The sequence below is a fragment of the Sphingomonas sp. Leaf10 genome (assembly GCF_001421245.1).
Taxonomy (GTDB): Bacteria; Pseudomonadota; Alphaproteobacteria; order Sphingomonadales; family Sphingomonadaceae; genus Sphingomonas.
The window spans coordinates 110,244-126,622 of sequence record NZ_LMKE01000033.1 but is presented as its reverse complement, the minus strand read 5'-3'; the positions used below and the strand labels follow the sequence as shown (position 1 = coordinate 126,622).

Sequence of the window (16,379 nt, the reverse complement as noted above, 5' to 3'; positions counted from 1 at the left end):
CCCCGGGAACGTCCGCCGTCCCGATCAGAAGATGCGCTCGCGCACGAACAGCACGTCGTCGGGCAGGACGGGAGCGGCCAGTTCGGCCTCCAGTTCACGCCCGCCGCGATACAGCGTCACCTTTCGCTCCGACCCGGACAGCGTCGGGCCGCCGGCGCGGGCCAGCGCCTGGCGGATGGTCATGCCCGGCGCGATGGCGAAGGCGCCGGCATTGCCGATCTGACCATAGACATAATATTGCGGAGCCGCGATCGCATAGACCGCGTCGCCCGGCTGCATCGCGACGTCAGCCTGCTGGCCGCGCGCGATCTGTGTCAGGCTGTAGGTCGTGACCTTGCCCGCGCGACGCAGTTCGACGATGTCCGAACCGCCCTCGCGCAGACCGCCGGCGCGCGCCGCCAGTTCGCTCAGCTGGGTCGGCCGGTCGAGCGGCACGATGCCTGGCTTGGCGAATTCGCCCAGCACGGTGACGGTGCGGCTGGCATAGTCGATGACCTCGACGTTGACGATCGGATCGTTGACGTACCCGCCCCGGCGCAGCTGTTCCTGGATCGAACTGGCCAATGCCTGCGTCGTGCGATTCGCCGCCTCGACCCGGCCGACCAGCGGCAGGGTGATCGACCCGTCGGACTTGATGCGGGTCTTCACCACCGCGCCACCCTGACCATAGATCGACACTTCGATCTGGTCCTCGGCACCCAGCCGATATCCGTCCCACGTCGCCTGCGCCGCCGCGGGCTGTACGAGGGCGCATGGCATCGCGATCGCGATGGCCAGACTGACGAACGCCTTCATCCCGTTATCCTTTCCATCAAATGCGCAGCAACGCCCGTAATGTCGTGGCAAAGCTGTCATAATCGTAAAAATCATTCTCGGCCGCGCGCTGGAAGTATCGTGTCGACAATTCTAGCGTAATCGGTTGCGCGATGCGGTAGCGGACATCGGCCTGCGCGGTCACCTGCGTATCCGAGCCGCGCGGCTGCGGCAGGAACAACGGATCCTCGCCCTGATAATCGCGCTGCGCCACCAGGACGCGCGCGCCGAAGGACGTGCGCCGGCTGACGGTCAGCCGCGCGCCCATATTAGCCTGTTCGCGGATCACATAGCTGGTGCCGAGGTTGCCGCGCGCCGAGATCGTCCGGTCGACGCCCGCCGACAGCACGAATCGCGAAATCGGGGTGTAGGACGCATTGACCGCATAGGTGACGCCTTCGAACGAAGACGCCTGCGGCGATGCCGGGTCGGCCGAGGTATAGGCAATCTCGCCGCTCGCCCTGATCCGGGTACCGACATCGCGCTCGACCCGCAGCCCGACCGAGCGGACCTTGGTCACGTCGCGGATCAGGCCCTGCGGCGTCGGGATGTCCCGTTCGCGCCGGATCGTCGAGATCGCCCCGAACAACTGCGCCGTGCCGAGGCTGGGCCGGCTGTAGCCGATGCCGAACCGGCCATCGACGATATCCTGGTTCCGTTCGACCCGGCGTTCGTTGTCGACCTGGAAATAGCTGGCCGATGCTACCGGAAAGAAGCCGGCCGGTCGCGGACAGCTGGCGTCGATCGCATAATCCTGGGTAGTCGCGACGTTGCGGACCGGCGTGCTCAAATCCTGCAGGTCCGACTGCGCCTGAAAGAAGCTGCTGGTCACGGTCGCGCGGCATTTCGGCCCGACACGCAGGTCGGCGCCACCGGTCAACGCGATATCCTGTCGGTTGAGGAACTCGAACCGGTTGTTCCAGAAATAACCGGCATAGCCGTTCGCAAAGATACGCTGGCGTGACAGCCGCCGGCTGTAATCCAGCGTCACCTGCGGTCCGATCTGCAGATTGTCGGTCGGCTGGTTCGTGCGCTGTTCACCCAGGCGCAGCACGTTCGTGTCATAGGTTTCGACGATAGCCAGCGACAGGTCGAACTTGTTCTCCTGCGCCCGCGCGGGTGCCGCGGCCACGACAAGGCCGACTACGCCAGCGGTCGCGGCGATGGCGACTGGACCCTTCATTCCCCGAACTCCCTGTCGGATGCGATGCATCCGGCCTACCGCTCTATGACTTTCCGGCGGTCCGGTCAAAACCCGGACGCACCCGTTACGATCCCGGTCTTCCCGAAGTAACAATCGGTTTTATGCCGTAACTGACCGGGGTAACTAACCACGGCAGCGCGACAAGTATAGTCTATGCTGCATTGCGGCATCATTTCACCCCCGCGCCATTGACCCCGCGCGCGGGGCAAGCCATTGCGTGACCGAACGCGCGGATCGATGGACCGCGCAGCACGCTACAGGGAGCGCGACATGAGCAAGGGACGGGTCGTGTTCGTGTCCGCCTTCCACGATTATCGCACCGCCAAGCGGGCGAGCATCCACCCGATCGCCAAGGCGCTGGCCAATACCGGCTACGACGTCACCTTCCTGTCGACGCGGTTCAGCCGCCTGTCGAAACGCAAGGGCGATTCGCGGCTGTTCCTGTGGGACCGGGCCAACCGGTTCGAAACGGTCGACAATATCCGCTGCTACCTGTGGCGCACCGCGTTCCACCCCTTTGCCACCGGATCGAAGCTCGGCGACAAGCTGATGGGCACGCTGTTCCCGCTCTATGCCGAACTGCCCAATCGCGATGTCGACCGGATGTTCGCGGAGGCCGATTATCTGGTGGTCGAGGCGACGGTCGCGGCGGTCATGCTGCGGCGGATGCGCCGGCTCAATCCGACCGCGCGCATCATCTATTACGCGACCGACCGGCTCGATACCGTCGGCGCCCATCCCTATGTCCGGCAACGGCTGGAGGTCGACGGCGCGCTGGTCCATCATGTCAGCCTGCGCTCCAGCGTCATGGCCGAGGATTTCGGCTGGGCAACCGATCGCCTGACCCGGATCGGTTTCGGCATCGACCCCGATGATTTCGTCGACGACGGGACCAACCCCTATGCGCCGGGCACGATCAACGCCGTGTCGGTGGGCGCGATGCTGTTCGATCAGAATTTCTTCCGCATTGCCGCCCCCGCCTTTCCCGACGTGCAGTTCCACGTGATCGGCAGCGGCGCGAAGTTCGACGCGCCGCCCAACGTCATCCTCCATGACGAGATGCCGTTCCGCGCGACCTTGCCCTATCTGCGCCATGCGACGATCGGCCTTGCGCCCTATCACCGCGCGGCGGGGGTCGAATATCTGGCGGAATCGAGCCTGAAGCTCGCGCAGTACGAATATCTCGGCCTGCCCGCCGCCTGCCCCGATTTCGCGCGCGGCGATGTCGCGTCGCGTTTCGGATATCGTAACGACGACTCGGTATCGATCGAGGCGGCACTACGCGATGCGCTGGCGGCAGCAGGCAGCGTGGCACCGCGCGCCTTTCCGACGTGGGACGGAATCGGCGAACGGCTGCTGCACCCCGAACGCTATCCGGACACCGCGTTGCCGGGGCACGCGCTACCGCATTCGAACCGATAGGCAATTGATGACGTTTATGCGATGCAAGGATCGGGCAGGCGAGCGCCGGCCCGCGGGGAAGGAGGCGGAATGTTCGATCGATTGATGGCGCATGTCCGTCTGCTGCTGCGCAAGATCAACGGCGATACCGGACGGATGCTGCCCAGCCCGCTGAAGGTCGCGGCGCAGGCCTCGCGCCCGCCGGTCCCGCGCGCACCCACGCCATCGGTCCGGGCTGCGGCTCCCGACCTGTCGCCCGAACGCCGGATCGAGCGTACCCGCGCCCTTGCCGTCCGCCTGTTCGGCGCGAATCAGCCGGTCGACAATCCACGCGACCTGTTCGGACGCGAAGCCGAATTGACGACGCTGCGCGAAACCGTGCTCGAATCGGGGATGCACGCGGTCATTCATGGTCCGCGCGGCAGCGGCAAGACGTCGCTGGTGCGCGTGTTCGGCGACATGGCCGATGCGCGCGGCGCCACCATCATCTATCTGTCGTGCGCCGGGACCGGCGATTTCGGACAGGTCATCCTGCCCTATCTGCACGAACTGGGGCCTGCCGCCTTCGGGCTGCGCGCCGACGAATATACCAAGGCCGTCGACTTGCTGTCGGCAGCGCCCACCCCGCGCGCGGTCGCCGCGTTGCTGGCGCGTGCCGATCGCGACGATGTCGTCTTCATCCTAGACGAATTCGACCGTCTCGACGATACCGAGACCAAGGCGCAGCTGGCGCTGCTGCTCAAGCTGCTGTCGGACATGCGCTCGCGCGTGCGGCTGCTGTTCGTCGGCATTTCGGGCGACGTCAGCGAACTGATCGACGTCCACGCCTCGGTCCGCCGTCACCTGACCGCCGTCGGGCTGAAGCCGATCGCCGATGCCGAGGTGAAGAACTTCATCCGCCTGACCAGCAACGCCATCGGCCTGACCATCGTGCCGAGCGCGCTGGAGGCGCTGCGCTGGGCCGCTTGCGGTTCGCCCTACCACATGCGGCTGTTCAGCCTGCAGGCGTGCTTGGTCGCGATCGACCGGGGGCAGCAGGAGGTCGACGATGCGGCGATGACCGAAGGGTTGCGCCGCGCGCAGGCCGTATGGCGCACCACCAATCCGCGCGACGACGAACTGTTCACGCAGCTCCTCGCCGAACGCCGCTATCCGATCGCGCTGCTCGAAAGCTTTGCGCGGGCGTGCGCCACCCATCTCGAGTTCACCGTCGCCGACCTGACCAACGCGCTGGTCCGCGACGGTCACGATCCGGCGCTGGTGCCCGACCTGATCGAAAGCTTCGCGCCAGCGCTTGGGCGGATGCAGGAAGGGTCGCAGCGGCTGGCATTCGACGACGTGCTCGCGCCGCAATTGCTGCTGTCGATGTGCGTGACGACGCGGACGGGCGCCGCCCCCGCGGCGGCCGCCGACGAAGGAACCATGCAATGAACGTCTGGGACTATCTCGAGTCGCTGAAGAGCCGCTGGCGGCTGGTCGCGCTGGTCGCACTTGCGTGCATCCTCGCCGTCGCGGTCTGGACGTGGCAGTCGCCGCGCACCTACACCGCGTCGGCGACGTTGCTCTTCGACCTGCAACAGACCGATCCGGTCGGCGGCAGCAAGGGCGGCGGCGACAAATCGGCGGCATCGGTACTCGGCACCCAGGCCGACATCATCCGCTCCGGCGTCGTGGCCCAGCGGGTGGCGCAGCAGCTTGGCTATGACCGCGATCCCGAACTGATCCGGCGCTATCGCGAATCGGGTGAACAGCGCATCGGTCTGCGCGAATGGATCGGCCGGCGGCTGGTGGCCCCGCTCGAAGTGGTGACGACGCGCTCCACCAACGTCCTTTCGCTCAACTACCAGAACGCCGACCCGGAAAAGGCCGCACAGCTCGCGACCGCCTTTGCCCAGGCCTATGTTCAGACGCAGCTGCAATTGCGCATCGATCCGGCGCGCGTCTATTCGCAATGGTTCCAGTCGCAGATCAACGAAGCGCGGGACCGGCTGGAACAGGCGCAGCGGCGCCTCAGCAGCTTCCAGCAGGCGCGCGGGCTGGTCGGTGCCGGCCGCTTCGACATCGAACAGGCGCAGTTGAGCGAATTGTCGCAGCAGATGACCACCGCGCAGGCCGAAGCGGCGCGGGCGCGGGCGCAGGCCAACACCTCGGCCGGCTCGTCCTCCTCGGCGCAGCAGTCGGCGGTGGTGCAGGGTCTCGATGCGCAGATCGCCGGCAAGTCGGGCGAGTTGCAGCAATTGCGCCAGTCGCTTGGCCCCAACCATCCGATGGTCGTCGCCGCACAGGCGCAGATCGCCGAACTGCGCGCCCGGCGTGGTCAGGCGGTCGGCACGGTCGTCGATGCGGTCCGCACCGACAGCGCCGCCGCCTCGGCACGCGAAGCCAATCTGCGCGGCCTCGTCGCCGCCCAGCGCGAGCGGGTGCTGCGGCTGGCAAGCGCACAGGACGAGATGGCGGTGCTGCAACGCGACGTCGATTCGTCGCGCGCAGCCTATGATGCGGTCACGGCGCGACTGAACGAGGTGCGGTTGCAGAGCGAAATTCCGCAGACCAATGTCAGCATCCTCGACCGTGCGAGCGCGCCGACCCTGCCGTCCAGCCCGAACGTCGCGCTGCGGCTGCTGCTCGGGATCGTCGGCGGCGTGTTCGTCGGGATCATGCTCGCGCTGTTCCTCGAATGGCGCCGGCCCCGCGTCCGCACCATCGACGGGTTCGAACGGGCGACCGGCCTGCCGGTGCTGGTCGATCTGAGCCGCGGTTCGGTCAATGTTGGTTTCGCCGGAAAGGAAGCATCGGCATGAGGTTGCGTTCGAGCACGTCGCGGGCAGCGACCGATCGCTACAGCGAAGTCGAAACCGCGCTGATCGACGCCAATCGCCTGGGTCGCGAAGAGCTGGACCGGATCGAGGCGTATCGCGCACGCACCGGCGCCAGCTTCACCGAAGCGGTCGTCGATCTGGGCGTCGTCGCCCCCGAACAGGTGCAGCGCACGCTCGCGACGCGGGCGGAGGCTGGCACGCTGATCGATCCCGATGCCACCGGGGTCAGCCGTGCGGTCGTCGCCGCCTATGATCCCGACAACGCGCTGACGGTGAAGCTGCGTGCGCTGCGTTCCAGCCTGTTCGCGATCGAGGATCTTGAACGCGGCGACCTGCGGGTGATCGTGGTCGCGGCGGTCGGCACCGACGACGCGCCGGGCGTCGCCGCCAATCTGGCGACGCTCGTCGCGCAACTGGGCCAGCCGGGCCTGCTGGTCGATGCGAACTTCGCCGCCCCCACCCATAACAGCCTGTTCGCGGTCGACCCGGCCGAGGGGGTCACCTCATTGCTGTCGGGTGCCGAGGATCGCGCGGCAACGGTCGTCGAAACCCCGGTGCCCAACCTGTCGCTGATCGCGGCCGGACCGGCGATCAACGCGCTGCCCGAAACGGTCGAGCGCGTGTCGCTGGTCGAACAGATCCGCGCCATCCGTCTGGGCCATCGCTTCGCGATCATCGACGCCGGTCACCAGCCGCCCGAAATGGTCGCGGCGATCGCGCGCGGCGCCGATGGGCTGTTGCTGGTGGTCGAACGTACCCAGACGCCGTTCGCCGCGCTCGACGCGCTGCTGCCCCGGCTCGAGGCCGCCGACGTACCCGTACTCGGCAGCATCCTGATCCGCTGAACGCCCGGCGGGACGGTCGCGCACGGCCGTCCCGTCAGGACAGGATCAATCGTCGGACTGGCGGAAGAATGCCAGCCGCCGGGTCAGGATCGGCCGCCCGATCCGCTCCCACAAGAACGGCGACGTATGCAGCCCGGCCAGCGCGTGGATCATCCGCACCTGCCAGCTTCCCGCTTCGCTGCGCGCCTGCTCGATGACCGGCCAGCCGCGCGCGAAATCGCCCTGCACCATCAATCGCGCGCCATACCATGCCAGCTTGCGCCCAAGCCGCTCGGGCCGCTGCCGCAGGAACGCCGCCAGATAGCCGTGCCGTTCGAGCGGATCGGCCTCGCCCCGGTCGACCGCGCGCGCGCATTGTACCGCGAAGTCCGACAGATAGGCTTGCAGGACCAGCTTCTGCGGATCGGCACTGACCCCGCCCGCCGGCTTGAACCGCCGGTAGAGGATGTCCGGCACGATCGCATATTCGGCATGGCGCGATATGCGCAGCCACAGGTCGCGGTCCTGTGCATAGCGAAAGAATTCACGATAGCCGCCGACCTGATCGTACAGCGCCCGGCGGAACATGCTCTCGCCATGCGTGAACAGGTTGCGGGTCAGCAGCGCCTGATGAAAGGGCAATCCGGCCGGCGGGCGGAACACCAGCGTGCCCTCCCCAACCGTCTCGTCATCCTCGACCCAGCATCCGACCACGCCGGTCGCCGGATCGTCGATCATCACCTGTGCCTGCCGCGCGATGCGATCGGGAAAGGATATGTCGCCCGAACCGTGGATGGCAACGAACGCGCCGCTGCTGGCGCGGATCGCTTCATTGATCGATGCGACGAAGCCGCGATTGCCGCGCGAAAGGATCGTCAGTCGCGGGTCGTCGATCGCCCGCAACTCGGCCAGCGTATCGTCGGTCGAACCATCGTCGACAATTACCACTTCGAGGTTAGGGTAGGTCTGCGCCAGCAAACTGCCGACCGATTCCCTTACCCTGCTGCCCCGATTGTAAAAGGCACTAACCACCGACACACGGGGCAGGTCGGTCATTCGCTTTCCCTTTATCGTCCCATGGCGACCGTCCTGACGGGGATCGTAGGGCATCGGCGGCGCGAAGTCTGCCCCCGAATGTCAGGGCAGCCACACCGCAATTGGCGGAACAACGACATGTATAGGATGCCGAATTTACCCGTGGGTTAACGTTTCGGACGGGGCGGGTCCACCGCTTCCTCGCACGCCGATGCGACGGCCGCACCGACGCGACAAGACCGCCCGCCCTTTATCGGGACGGACGGTCGCACCGCGCCGGCGATACCCGCTGGTCAGAGGATGAAGTCGCTGGCCGCCAGCTTGTAGTGGAATTCTTCCAGACGGATGCCGAAATCGGCCTTGCCGTCGCCGTTCACATCGGCCTCGATCAGCGTGTAATCGTCGCGCAGTTCGTAGCGAAGCTGGCCTGCCTTCCGCGTGAACTCGCCCGTTCCGATGAACGTCATCGCCTGGTTGCCCGACGCGTTACGGTTGGCGTCGATCAACGAAAGATCGATAACGTCCTGGCCCTTCGTGAAATCGAGGATGCGGTCCATGTCGCCGCCCTTGGACTCGCTGACGGCGGTATAGCGGAACGTGTCGCGGCCTTCGCCACCGGTCAGCGTATCGCGATGCGCGCCGCCGATCAGGATGTCGTCACCGGCACCACCGATCAGTTCGTCATTGCCTTCGCCGCCCTCCAGCCAGTCCTTGCCGGCGCCGCCGGTCAGCACGTCATTGCCCTTCAATCCGTACAGGAAGTTGCCCGAGTCATTGGCGGTCAGACGGTTGCTGCTGCTGTTGCCGGTACCCCGCAGGGCACCACCAATCAGCGTCAGGTTCTCGACGTTCGAACCCAGCGTCCAGTCGATCACCGAGATGACCGTGTCATTGCCTTCCTTGAACCCTTCGATCGTCTGGTCGCCGATATTGTCGACATAATAAGTGTCGTTGCCGGTGCCGCCGAGCATCCGGTCCGCGCCGGTCAGGCCGTCGAGCACGTCATCGCCCCAACCGCCGCTCAGGATATTGGCCATCGCGTTGCCGACGATGAGGTTGTCGAGCTTGTTGCCGGTGCCGCTGATGGCCGACCCGTCGAGCTTCAGATCCTCGAACGACGTGCCCAATACCCAGTCGACGGTGGCGTGGACCACGTCATGCCCCTCGCCGACCCGCTCGGTCAGCACGTCCCGGGCGTTGTCGACATAATAGACGTCGTTGCCCAGCCCGCCGGTCAGGATGTCCGCGCCCGCGCCGCCGTCGAGCACGTCGTTGCCCTTGCCGCCGATCAGCGTGTTGGCGGCGCTGTCGCCGATCAGCACGTCGTTGAAGGCGCTGCCGACGACTTCCTCGATCGAGACATATTTCACGCCGTCGAGCTTGACGGTGACACCTGCGGTCGCCGTCGAGAAATCGACGATGTCGTGGTTGGCCGCGCTGCCGACGCGCGGAGCCGACGACGCCGAATTGACCGCCGTGCCGGTGGAGACCGGATCGGGCGCCCACAATTGGGCCAAGCCGACGTCGTTGCCGTCCGCCAGGTTCTTCAGCAGCGTGTCGAGCGACGCCTTGCCGTTGCCGTTCTTGTCGAGCAGGCCGACATTATAGCCGTTGAACCACTTGCCTGCGCCCCAATAGGTGCCCGACAGGCCGTAATCGTTCATCGCCTGCAACATGTTGTCGAGCGCGACCTGCCAGCGCGGGTCGTCCGACGGTACGCCGAATTCGCCGATGAAGCCGCGCGCGCCCTTCTCTTCCAGCCATTTCACGAACGCCTGCAACCGCTTCACGCCGACATCGGCGGTGGCGCCTTCCTGGTCGTAATTGCCGGCATAGGTGCCCGACTGGTTCTTATCGAGATAGAGATGCGCTTCGTAGACGATGTTGTCCGCCGGGTCCTTGATATCCAGATTGGGGTTGTGCGCTCCCCAATTGGTCGCATTGGCCCAGCTTTCGCCCTCGACGAAGATCGTGGTCTTGTCGCCCAGCGTGCGGATCGCATCGACCGCCGCCTGCGCCGCCGCCGGCCATACCGTCTTGTTCGGCATGTTGTGCGGTTCGTTCATCAGGTCGTAGCCGTACACCGCCGGCTTGTCGCCGACCGCATCGGCCAGCTTCGACCAGAAATCGGCGAACTTCTCGACCGTCACGTCGCCGGTACCGATCGCCTTCCCGGCGAAGCGGCCGTAATTATGGACATCGATGATGACTTTCATGCCCAGGCTCTGGGCATTATCGAGGAACTTGAGCAGCCGGCCGAGTTCCTGTTCGTCCAGCGCACCGCCCAGCTTGTCCTGCATCCGTTCCCACTTTACGGGAAGACGAACAAGCTCGATCCCCTTTTGCGCATAGAAGGACAAATCCTTCAGCGAAGGGTAGATATAGTCGTAGCCATAGCGGTCGCCCTTGCCGAACTCCGCACCGGACAGGTTGATACCAAGCATTACAGACCCCGCAGCCGTCGCAATAGTGCGACCTTCCCGGGCTTTATGCAGTCTGGCCTGTCGATATTCGGTTGCGCGACTGGGCTAACGCGCCGTTCATCATCATTTAATTGTTACGCTTGCGATCCTTTAGGACGCCGTACAAGAAGCGTGGATTGCCCAGCACATAGCGGTTGAACATCCGCTTCGGCTCCAGCCCCAGCCGGTACAGCCATTCCAGCCGGACCGCGCGCAGCCAATTGGGTGCGCGCGGAATCGCTCCCGACGTGAAGTCGAGGAACGCGCCGACGCTCATCGATGCCATGCCGATCCGCTTTGCGTGGCGTGCGGCGAAGATTTCCTGTCGCGGCTGGCCCATGCCGATCACCAGCAGGTTGGCGCCCGACCGCGCAATTTCCTCGACCAGCGCCGGTTCGTCCGCCGGCTTGAAATAGCCGTCGCGCACGCCGACGACCTGATGGCGCGGATAGCGCCCCGCGATGATCTCGCCCGCCTGCGCGGCGATGCCCGGGCGGCTGCCCAGCAGGAACAGGCGCAGGTCATGCCGGCTTCGTTCGAAAAAGACCGGGATGAAGTCGCTGCCGTTGACGTTCGCCGGGAACGGCGCGCCGTATAGCAGCTTGCGCGCCATATCGACGCCGATCCCGTCGTTCAGCACCAGGCTGTCGGCATAGGCATCGACCAGTTGCCGGTCGGTGCGCGCCAGATTGACGCTGTGCGCGTTGCAGAAGGTGACACTGGCACCATCGGCGGCGTCGATCCGTGCGTCGACCGCCGCAACCGCTTCGTCAAAGGTGAGGACCGCTATATCGACCGGGCCGATCCTGCTGGTTTGCTCGGTCATTCTCGCTCCGTCGGGTTGGCACTGTGCGCACTATGGTGAACCCGGCGCTAAGCCTATCGCTCAACCGCCCCGCAACCGCGCTCGTAGCAATGGCGTCGACGGATAGTCAATCGAGGCGGGACGATGACCGATACTGCCGATCCCTATACGGTACTGGATATCGATCGTGGGGCGGATGCGGAACAGATCAAGCGCGCCTTTCGCCGGATGATCGCGCGGTCGCATCCCGATCGTTCGCGCGATGCCGATGCGGCGGACCGGGCCGCGGCGATCATCAGCGCCTATCGCACCCTGTCCGATCCCGAACGCCGCCGGATGGTCGACCGGCGCAGCGACCGGCGACCGATCCCGCCGGGTGCCGAACGGCGACAGGCCACGCGCCGGACGGCGGATCGCATTGCGCAGACGCGGCAGCGAAACCTGGCGATGCTGGTACGCGATACCGCGGCGGCGGCGATCGCCATCGTGCTGGTCGCGTATCTCTTGGCGCCCGATCTGCGCGCCTATCAACGCGATCATGGCGACGGTAGGGCGATTGCGGCCGTTGCCGCGCAGCCCCAACGATAAAAAGCCCGGCACTTTCGTGCCGGGCTTTCCATGGATCGCGATGCGAGTGCTTACGCGCTCGGGGTCGGATCGAAGGTCGAATCGGCGGTACCATAGTAATAATAGGTTACGCCGTTGATCTGGTTCGAACCCAGATAGGTGACAGAGGTCTGGCTGGTGAAGTCCAGCTGGCCGCCCGGGCCGCCCTGCGGATCGGTCGCTGCCGGACCTTCCGAACCCGAAATGTCGAGAACGTTGTTCTGGCCGAAGGTGACGGTCTGGTTCATGTCGCTGTCGAAGATCATCGACGTGGTCACGAGCAGATCGTCGCTGCCGAAGTTGTTGATGGTGTCGCCGCCCAGGTTGAGACCCAGCGCGTTGTCATGGAACAGTACCTTGGAGCCGCCCGACATGTCGAACGTGTTGTCGCCGACGGTGCCTTCGATCACGTTGGCGCGGCCGAAGGGCTCCCACAGGTTCTTCAGCGTCGCCGAGTCGGCATAGACGAAACCACCGTTCTTGCTGCCCAGATAGCGCAGCTCGGTGATGTCGGCATTGGCGCCGGTCAGCTGCAGCTGATCCTGGCCGGCATTGCGACGGCTGGTACGATCGATGTCGAGCACGCCGTTCGAGCCGAACTGGATGAAGCCATCGCCATTGCCGTCAAAGATCTGACGGTTGTTGATGATCGAATCGTTCGAACCCCAGTTGGTGAACTGGTCGTTGCCGACGTTGCCGTTGGCGATCACGAACGCGTTCGCGCCGTTGCCGGCATCCAGGATGTCGTTGGTGCCGTTCGCTTCGACGTCGCGTTGCGTCGCGGTTGAGATCAGAACACTGTTGTTACCGAATGCCATAAAATAATCCTCCTTGTTGCCCGGGAGGTGCGCGGTGGCCGACAATCGACCCCCTGCACCATGCAGTCCCCCTTTTTCCGCGCACTGGCAGGAAATAGGTTTTTCGAATGCCTTCCCCCGGTTCAGCAACGTCTACCCGACGAGCACCGCATTTACTGTCGAGTAACCATTTCGTTCCCGGTCAGAGACATAGATTTACATACGTCCCGCTGCGGGACAGCACAAGTGCGGCAAAAATGTATCAAATCGGGACCAACCCATTGATCCGACGACTGGTTCCCGCGCCCCGAACCTGTTTTGATACGGAAGCGTTCCGAACCGCGATCTAACTCAGATTCCGGCGGTTGACATGGCCGGTCCGGCGGCACCTCTTCCGGCGGCCGAAAGCGGTTCCTACGGCGTTCGGTTGCGCCGCAAAATAAGGTAGAGGGCACCGCCGCCGCCGTGCCGTGGATGCGCACCGCGTATGGATGCGATGCGGTCGATATGCCGTCCTGCAGCGATCCAGTCGCCGATCGCCGCACGAATCGCACCGCGCGCATGGGGTCGTTCGGACTCGGGACGCGGCGGACGCCCGGTCACGACCAGCAATACGCGGTCGCCCCGCGCGATCGCCCGCCCCAGTTCCTGATCGAGTCGCGCATGGGCGGATGCCAGCGTGTGGCCGTGCAGATCGATCGTCGCGTCGGGACTGACCAGTCCTCGCGCCAGCCGCCGATCCCAGCCGGCATCGAGCGTATCACCCGGCGTACGGGCGGCACGGGCCGGCTTGGCGACCGGTGCCGGGACGGCCCGCACCGGCTTGGGCTTCGGCGCACCATGCGGTTCGAGCGGCGCGAGGGGGGCGACCGGTCGCGCGCCGTGCAGCGGCTTTACCGCCGCGACGACCCGCGCCCACAGCGCCGCCTCGCCCGGATCAAGGCGTCGGCCGGCCACTCGCGATCCGTGCGACGGTCCCGATCGGCAGCAGCAGCCACGCCGTGCCGCGCGCGCTCATGCCGCCGGCGATCGCCCGCGCCTCGTCGCCCGCTCCCCAGAAGGTATCGAAGCGATTGGTACCCTTGATCGCGCCGCCGGTATCCTGCGCCACCCACAGGCCGGAGGCATCGGTGCGGTCCATCGAGAGGAACACCGGCGCGCCCAGCGGCACGAACCGCACATCGGCGGCAACGCTGGCATTGCCCGTCACCGGCAGCCCCATCGCCCCCAGCGGCCCCGGCCCAGTCAGTTCGCGGAAGAACACGAAGCTCTTATTCTCGCGCATCACCGCGCGCCCCTGTTCAGGATTTGCGCGCAGCCACGCCATCAGCCCCTGCATCGACGCCTGATCCGGCCCGATCAGCCCGCGGTCGCGCATCAGCTTGCCGATGCCGGTATAGTCGCGGCCATTCTGCCCGGCATAGCCGATGCGCATCACCCCGCCATCGGGCAGGCGCAGCCGCCCCGATCCCTGGACCTGCAGGAAGAACATCTCGACCGGATCGGCCGCCCATGCGATTTCGAGGCCACGCCCGGCCAGCGCGCCTTCCTCGATCGCGGTCCGGTCGTAATAGGGCACGAACTTGGCGCCATCGACGCGGCCGCGGATCCGCTTGCCCTTGAGGTCGGTCGAGAACAGCCCGAGATCGGCCTCGACCAGATCGCCCGGCACGCCATAGATCGGCGTTGCATAGCCCGGCTGTCGCGTCCGCGATCCATGGATTTCGGGTTCGTAATAGCCGGTCGCGAACGCCTTCCCGTCGCCGACCTGCGCGGTTTCGAACCACTGCGCGAAGAAGGTCCGCGCCTGCCCCGCCCCGACGGCCCGCGCCGCATCGCACGCCCCCTGCCAATCGGCCCCGCGCGTCAGCCCGGTCGGATCGGTCCGCCGCACCAGCGACGGGCAGGAAATGCGAAACGCCGCCAGCGCGCGCGCGGCGGACTCCTCGGTCAGCGGCAGCGATGCTACCAAAGGCCCGGCAACGACCCCCGCCGCCAGCGCGGTCGTGGCGCCATCGACAGCGACGCCCCCGGTGATCGGCGGCAACGGCACCGCCCCCGTCGGCTGACGCACCGCCACCGGTCGCTGCGCCGGCGCCTGCGCTGGCGGGCGTGCAGACGTCGCCGTCTCCACGCCCCGCGGCACGATCGCATTCGAACAGCCAGCCAGCAGCAACGCGGCAAGCGCCGCCAATCCCCCCTTGCGCATCGACGTCAGGCTTCGTCGGTATCGGCAAGCTTCCAGTTCGGGTCGTTGCTCTTGAGCACCCGCAGGAACGTCCAGACGTCATGCGTCTCGACCGCATCCGACATCGACCCGGCAACGATATTGCCATCGGCATCGCGCGTAATCGCGGCGATATCGGCATCGAAGCGCACCGACACGCGCGCAACGCCACCTTCGACCGACGCCTCGGTCACCACCGCACGCTCGATCGACACCAGCCGGTTGTCGAGAACGTGGCCCGCTTCGTTCCGCTCGGCGATCGCCTGCGCGAATGCCTCGCGTACGTCACGCTCGGTTAGCCATTCCAGCGTCGCCTCGTCGCCTTTCCAGAAAGCTTCGAGGATCATGCGATAGGCCGACTTCGCGCCTTCGACGAATTGCGCGACATCGAACGACGGATCGGCGGCGATCAGCGCGCGCAGGCCGCTTTCGGCCCCGCTCTCGACATGACGCGGCCCCAGCACGCGGGCCTCGGGCGTCACCTCGATCGGGCGCGCGAGCGGCGGCGTCGCGATCCGCTCGTCCGCGGTCCGCGGCAAGGGTTCATGACCGGTCCGCTTCCCCAACACGGCATAGAGCCGCATCGCCAGAAACGCAGCGACCATTGCGAGCAGGACGACAAAAACCACCATGCCTTCACTTCCTTCCATCGATCGGACATAGGACCGAACGAGCGCGGATACAAACGGCGTGACGGCCATATGTTCGCCGGGTGGTCGACCCGTTGAATCGTGGTCGGGCCGCTGCTAGTCCGCGCCATCTTAACGCGGGAAGCGCCAAAGCTATCCGCCCGAGCCGACAGGGATCGACATGGACGAACAGAACGCCGCAGGCGGCATCGACGCCTTTGCCAACGGGGACGACAGCCAGCCGTCGGTCAACGTCATCACCCAGTACGTCAAGGACCTCTCGTTCGAGAATCCCAGCGCACCGGGCGTCTATCAGATCGCCGGCCAGCCCAAGCTGGACGTGCAGTTCAACATCGGCGCCAACCAGGTCGGCGACGATGTCCACGAAGTCGTGCTGAAGATCGAAGCACGCGCCGAGGTCGAGGATCAGGTCATGTATCTGGTCGACCTGTCGTTCGCGGGCCTGTTCGGGCTGCGCAACATTCCGGCCGAACACCTTCAGCCCTTCCTGCTCGGCGAAGCGCCGCGCATCCTGTTCCCCTTCGCCCGCCGCGTGCTGGCCGATGCGGTGCGCGACGGCGGCTTCCCGCCGCTGCTGCTCGAACCGATCGACTTCGCACAGCTCTATCTGTCGCAGGCCGAACAGCAGGGCGCGCTCGGCGAAGTCGCCGGCCACGCCTGATTTTTCAGGGTGGACGCGGGCTGCCATGCAGCAGGGTTACACGCATTTCCGGCCACTCGGGCTGATCGGCGTCCA

The 16,379-nt window shown here is 65.9% G+C and carries 15 protein-coding genes; 6 read left to right on the top strand and 9 right to left on the bottom strand.

The window, feature by feature from the left end; translation table 11 throughout:
• Positions 1-24 precede the first annotated feature (24 nt).
• Together ASE59_RS17285 and ASE59_RS17280 are read right to left on the bottom strand one after the other, a co-directional pair.
• Positions 25-795, bottom strand: a complete 771-nt coding sequence (locus ASE59_RS17285; protein ID WP_056459271.1) for an SLBB domain-containing protein — start codon at positions 793-795, stop codon at positions 25-27.
• 16 nt (positions 796-811) lie between these two features.
• Positions 812-1,996, bottom strand: a complete 1,185-nt coding sequence (locus ASE59_RS17280) for an outer membrane beta-barrel protein (RefSeq protein ID WP_056459268.1) — start codon at positions 1,994-1,996, stop codon at positions 812-814.
• 291 nt (positions 1,997-2,287) lie between these two features.
• On the opposite strand from ASE59_RS17280, the gene ASE59_RS17275 reads away from it, so the two are divergent.
• The 4 genes from ASE59_RS17275 (at position 2,288) to ASE59_RS17260 (ending at position 7,082) form a co-directional block, all read left to right on the top strand.
• On the top strand, positions 2,288-3,439 hold the full coding sequence (locus ASE59_RS17275; RefSeq protein ID WP_056459264.1) for a hypothetical protein: 1,152 nt from the start codon (positions 2,288-2,290) through the stop codon (positions 3,437-3,439).
• A 69-nt stretch (positions 3,440-3,508) separates the two neighbouring features.
• Entirely contained in the window at positions 3,509-4,849 is a 1,341-nt protein-coding gene (locus ASE59_RS17270; RefSeq protein ID WP_056459262.1) for an AAA family ATPase, read from the top strand.
• Entirely contained in the window at positions 4,846-6,219 is a 1,374-nt protein-coding gene (locus tag ASE59_RS17265) for a GNVR domain-containing protein (protein ID WP_056459258.1), read from the top strand. The genes ASE59_RS17270 and ASE59_RS17265 overlap by 4 nt, the downstream gene beginning before the upstream one ends.
• Positions 6,216-7,082 carry a hypothetical protein gene (locus tag ASE59_RS17260; protein ID WP_156360158.1) on the top strand — a complete coding sequence of 289 codons (867 nt, stop codon included), beginning with the start codon at positions 6,216-6,218 and terminating at the stop codon, positions 7,080-7,082. The genes ASE59_RS17265 and ASE59_RS17260 overlap by 4 nt, the downstream gene beginning before the upstream one ends.
• A 45-nt stretch (positions 7,083-7,127) precedes the next feature.
• On the opposite strand, the gene ASE59_RS17255 is transcribed toward ASE59_RS17260, so the two are convergent.
• From ASE59_RS17255 to ASE59_RS17245, 3 genes are all read right to left on the bottom strand, one after another.
• The gene (locus ASE59_RS17255) at positions 7,128-8,117 is read right to left on the bottom strand and encodes a glycosyltransferase family 2 protein (protein ID WP_056459252.1); all 990 of its coding nucleotides are present in this window, start codon (positions 8,115-8,117) and stop codon (positions 7,128-7,130) included.
• Positions 8,118-8,389: 272 nt separating this feature from the next.
• Positions 8,390-10,540: a cellulase family glycosylhydrolase gene (locus ASE59_RS17250; protein WP_056459250.1), complete on the bottom strand. Its 2,151-nt coding sequence runs from the start codon at positions 10,538-10,540 to the stop codon at positions 8,390-8,392.
• Between the two features lie 106 nt (positions 10,541-10,646).
• On the bottom strand, positions 10,647-11,384 hold the full coding sequence (locus ASE59_RS17245; protein ID WP_056459246.1) for a WecB/TagA/CpsF family glycosyltransferase: 738 nt from the start codon (positions 11,382-11,384) through the stop codon (positions 10,647-10,649).
• A gap of 123 nt (positions 11,385-11,507) precedes the next feature.
• Here ASE59_RS17245 and ASE59_RS17240 point away from each other — a divergent pair, with 123 nt between their 5' ends.
• Positions 11,508-11,951, top strand: coding sequence for a DnaJ domain-containing protein (locus ASE59_RS17240; RefSeq protein WP_056459243.1), 444 nt, complete (start codon positions 11,508-11,510; stop codon positions 11,949-11,951).
• A gap of 50 nt (positions 11,952-12,001) precedes the next feature.
• Here ASE59_RS17240 and ASE59_RS17235 read toward each other — a convergent pair whose 3' ends face one another.
• The 4 genes from ASE59_RS17235 to ASE59_RS17220 all read right to left on the bottom strand — a co-directional run bounded on the left by ASE59_RS17235 (position 12,002) and on the right by ASE59_RS17220 (position 15,622).
• Positions 12,002-12,787, bottom strand: a complete 786-nt coding sequence (locus ASE59_RS17235) for a hypothetical protein (RefSeq protein WP_156360157.1) — start codon at positions 12,785-12,787, stop codon at positions 12,002-12,004.
• Positions 12,788-13,180: 393 nt separating this feature from the next.
• Positions 13,181-13,723 carry a Smr/MutS family protein gene (locus ASE59_RS17230; protein WP_056459237.1) on the bottom strand — a complete coding sequence of 181 codons (543 nt, stop codon included), beginning with the start codon at positions 13,721-13,723 and terminating at the stop codon, positions 13,181-13,183.
• Complete coding sequence (locus ASE59_RS17225) at positions 13,704-14,975, bottom strand: murein transglycosylase A (protein WP_056459235.1); 1,272 nt, start codon at positions 14,973-14,975, stop codon at positions 13,704-13,706. The genes ASE59_RS17230 and ASE59_RS17225 overlap by 20 nt, the downstream gene beginning before the upstream one ends.
• 5 nt (positions 14,976-14,980) lie before the next feature.
• Positions 14,981-15,622 carry a Tim44/TimA family putative adaptor protein gene (locus ASE59_RS17220; protein WP_156360171.1) on the bottom strand — a complete coding sequence of 214 codons (642 nt, stop codon included), beginning with the start codon at positions 15,620-15,622 and terminating at the stop codon, positions 14,981-14,983.
• A 181-nt stretch (positions 15,623-15,803) separates the two neighbouring features.
• Here ASE59_RS17220 and secB point away from each other — a divergent pair, with 181 nt between their 5' ends.
• Complete coding sequence (secB, locus tag ASE59_RS17215; RefSeq protein ID WP_056459230.1) at positions 15,804-16,304, top strand: protein-export chaperone SecB; 501 nt, start codon at positions 15,804-15,806, stop codon at positions 16,302-16,304.
• The last annotated feature ends 75 nt before the right edge of the window (positions 16,305-16,379 follow it).

Bases quoted from the DNA above. Each gene is read 5' to 3' on its own strand.
- ASE59_RS17285 (WP_056459271.1), bottom strand. From the start codon at position 795: ATGAAGGCGTTCGTCAGTCTGGCCATCGCGATCGCGATGCCATGCGCC.
- ASE59_RS17280 (WP_056459268.1), bottom strand. From the start codon at position 1,996: ATGAAGGGTCCAGTCGCCATCGCCGCGACCGCTGGCGTAGTCGGCCTT.
- ASE59_RS17275 (WP_056459264.1), top strand. From the start codon at position 2,288: ATGAGCAAGGGACGGGTCGTGTTCGTGTCCGCCTTCCACGATTATCGC.
- ASE59_RS17270 (WP_056459262.1), top strand. From the start codon at position 3,509: ATGTTCGATCGATTGATGGCGCATGTCCGTCTGCTGCTGCGCAAGATC.
- ASE59_RS17265 (WP_056459258.1), top strand. From the start codon at position 4,846: ATGAACGTCTGGGACTATCTCGAGTCGCTGAAGAGCCGCTGGCGGCTG.
- ASE59_RS17260 (WP_156360158.1), top strand. From the start codon at position 6,216: ATGAGGTTGCGTTCGAGCACGTCGCGGGCAGCGACCGATCGCTACAGC.
- ASE59_RS17255 (WP_056459252.1), bottom strand. From the start codon at position 8,117: ATGACCGACCTGCCCCGTGTGTCGGTGGTTAGTGCCTTTTACAATCGG.
- ASE59_RS17250 (WP_056459250.1), bottom strand. From the start codon at position 10,540: ATGCTTGGTATCAACCTGTCCGGTGCGGAGTTCGGCAAGGGCGACCGC.
- ASE59_RS17245 (WP_056459246.1), bottom strand. From the start codon at position 11,384: ATGACCGAGCAAACCAGCAGGATCGGCCCGGTCGATATAGCGGTCCTC.
- ASE59_RS17240 (WP_056459243.1), top strand. From the start codon at position 11,508: ATGACCGATACTGCCGATCCCTATACGGTACTGGATATCGATCGTGGG.
- ASE59_RS17235 (WP_156360157.1), bottom strand. From the start codon at position 12,787: ATGGCATTCGGTAACAACAGTGTTCTGATCTCAACCGCGACGCAACGC.
- ASE59_RS17225 (WP_056459235.1), bottom strand. From the start codon at position 14,975: ATGCGCAAGGGGGGATTGGCGGCGCTTGCCGCGTTGCTGCTGGCTGGC.
- secB (WP_056459230.1), top strand. From the start codon at position 15,804: ATGGACGAACAGAACGCCGCAGGCGGCATCGACGCCTTTGCCAACGGG.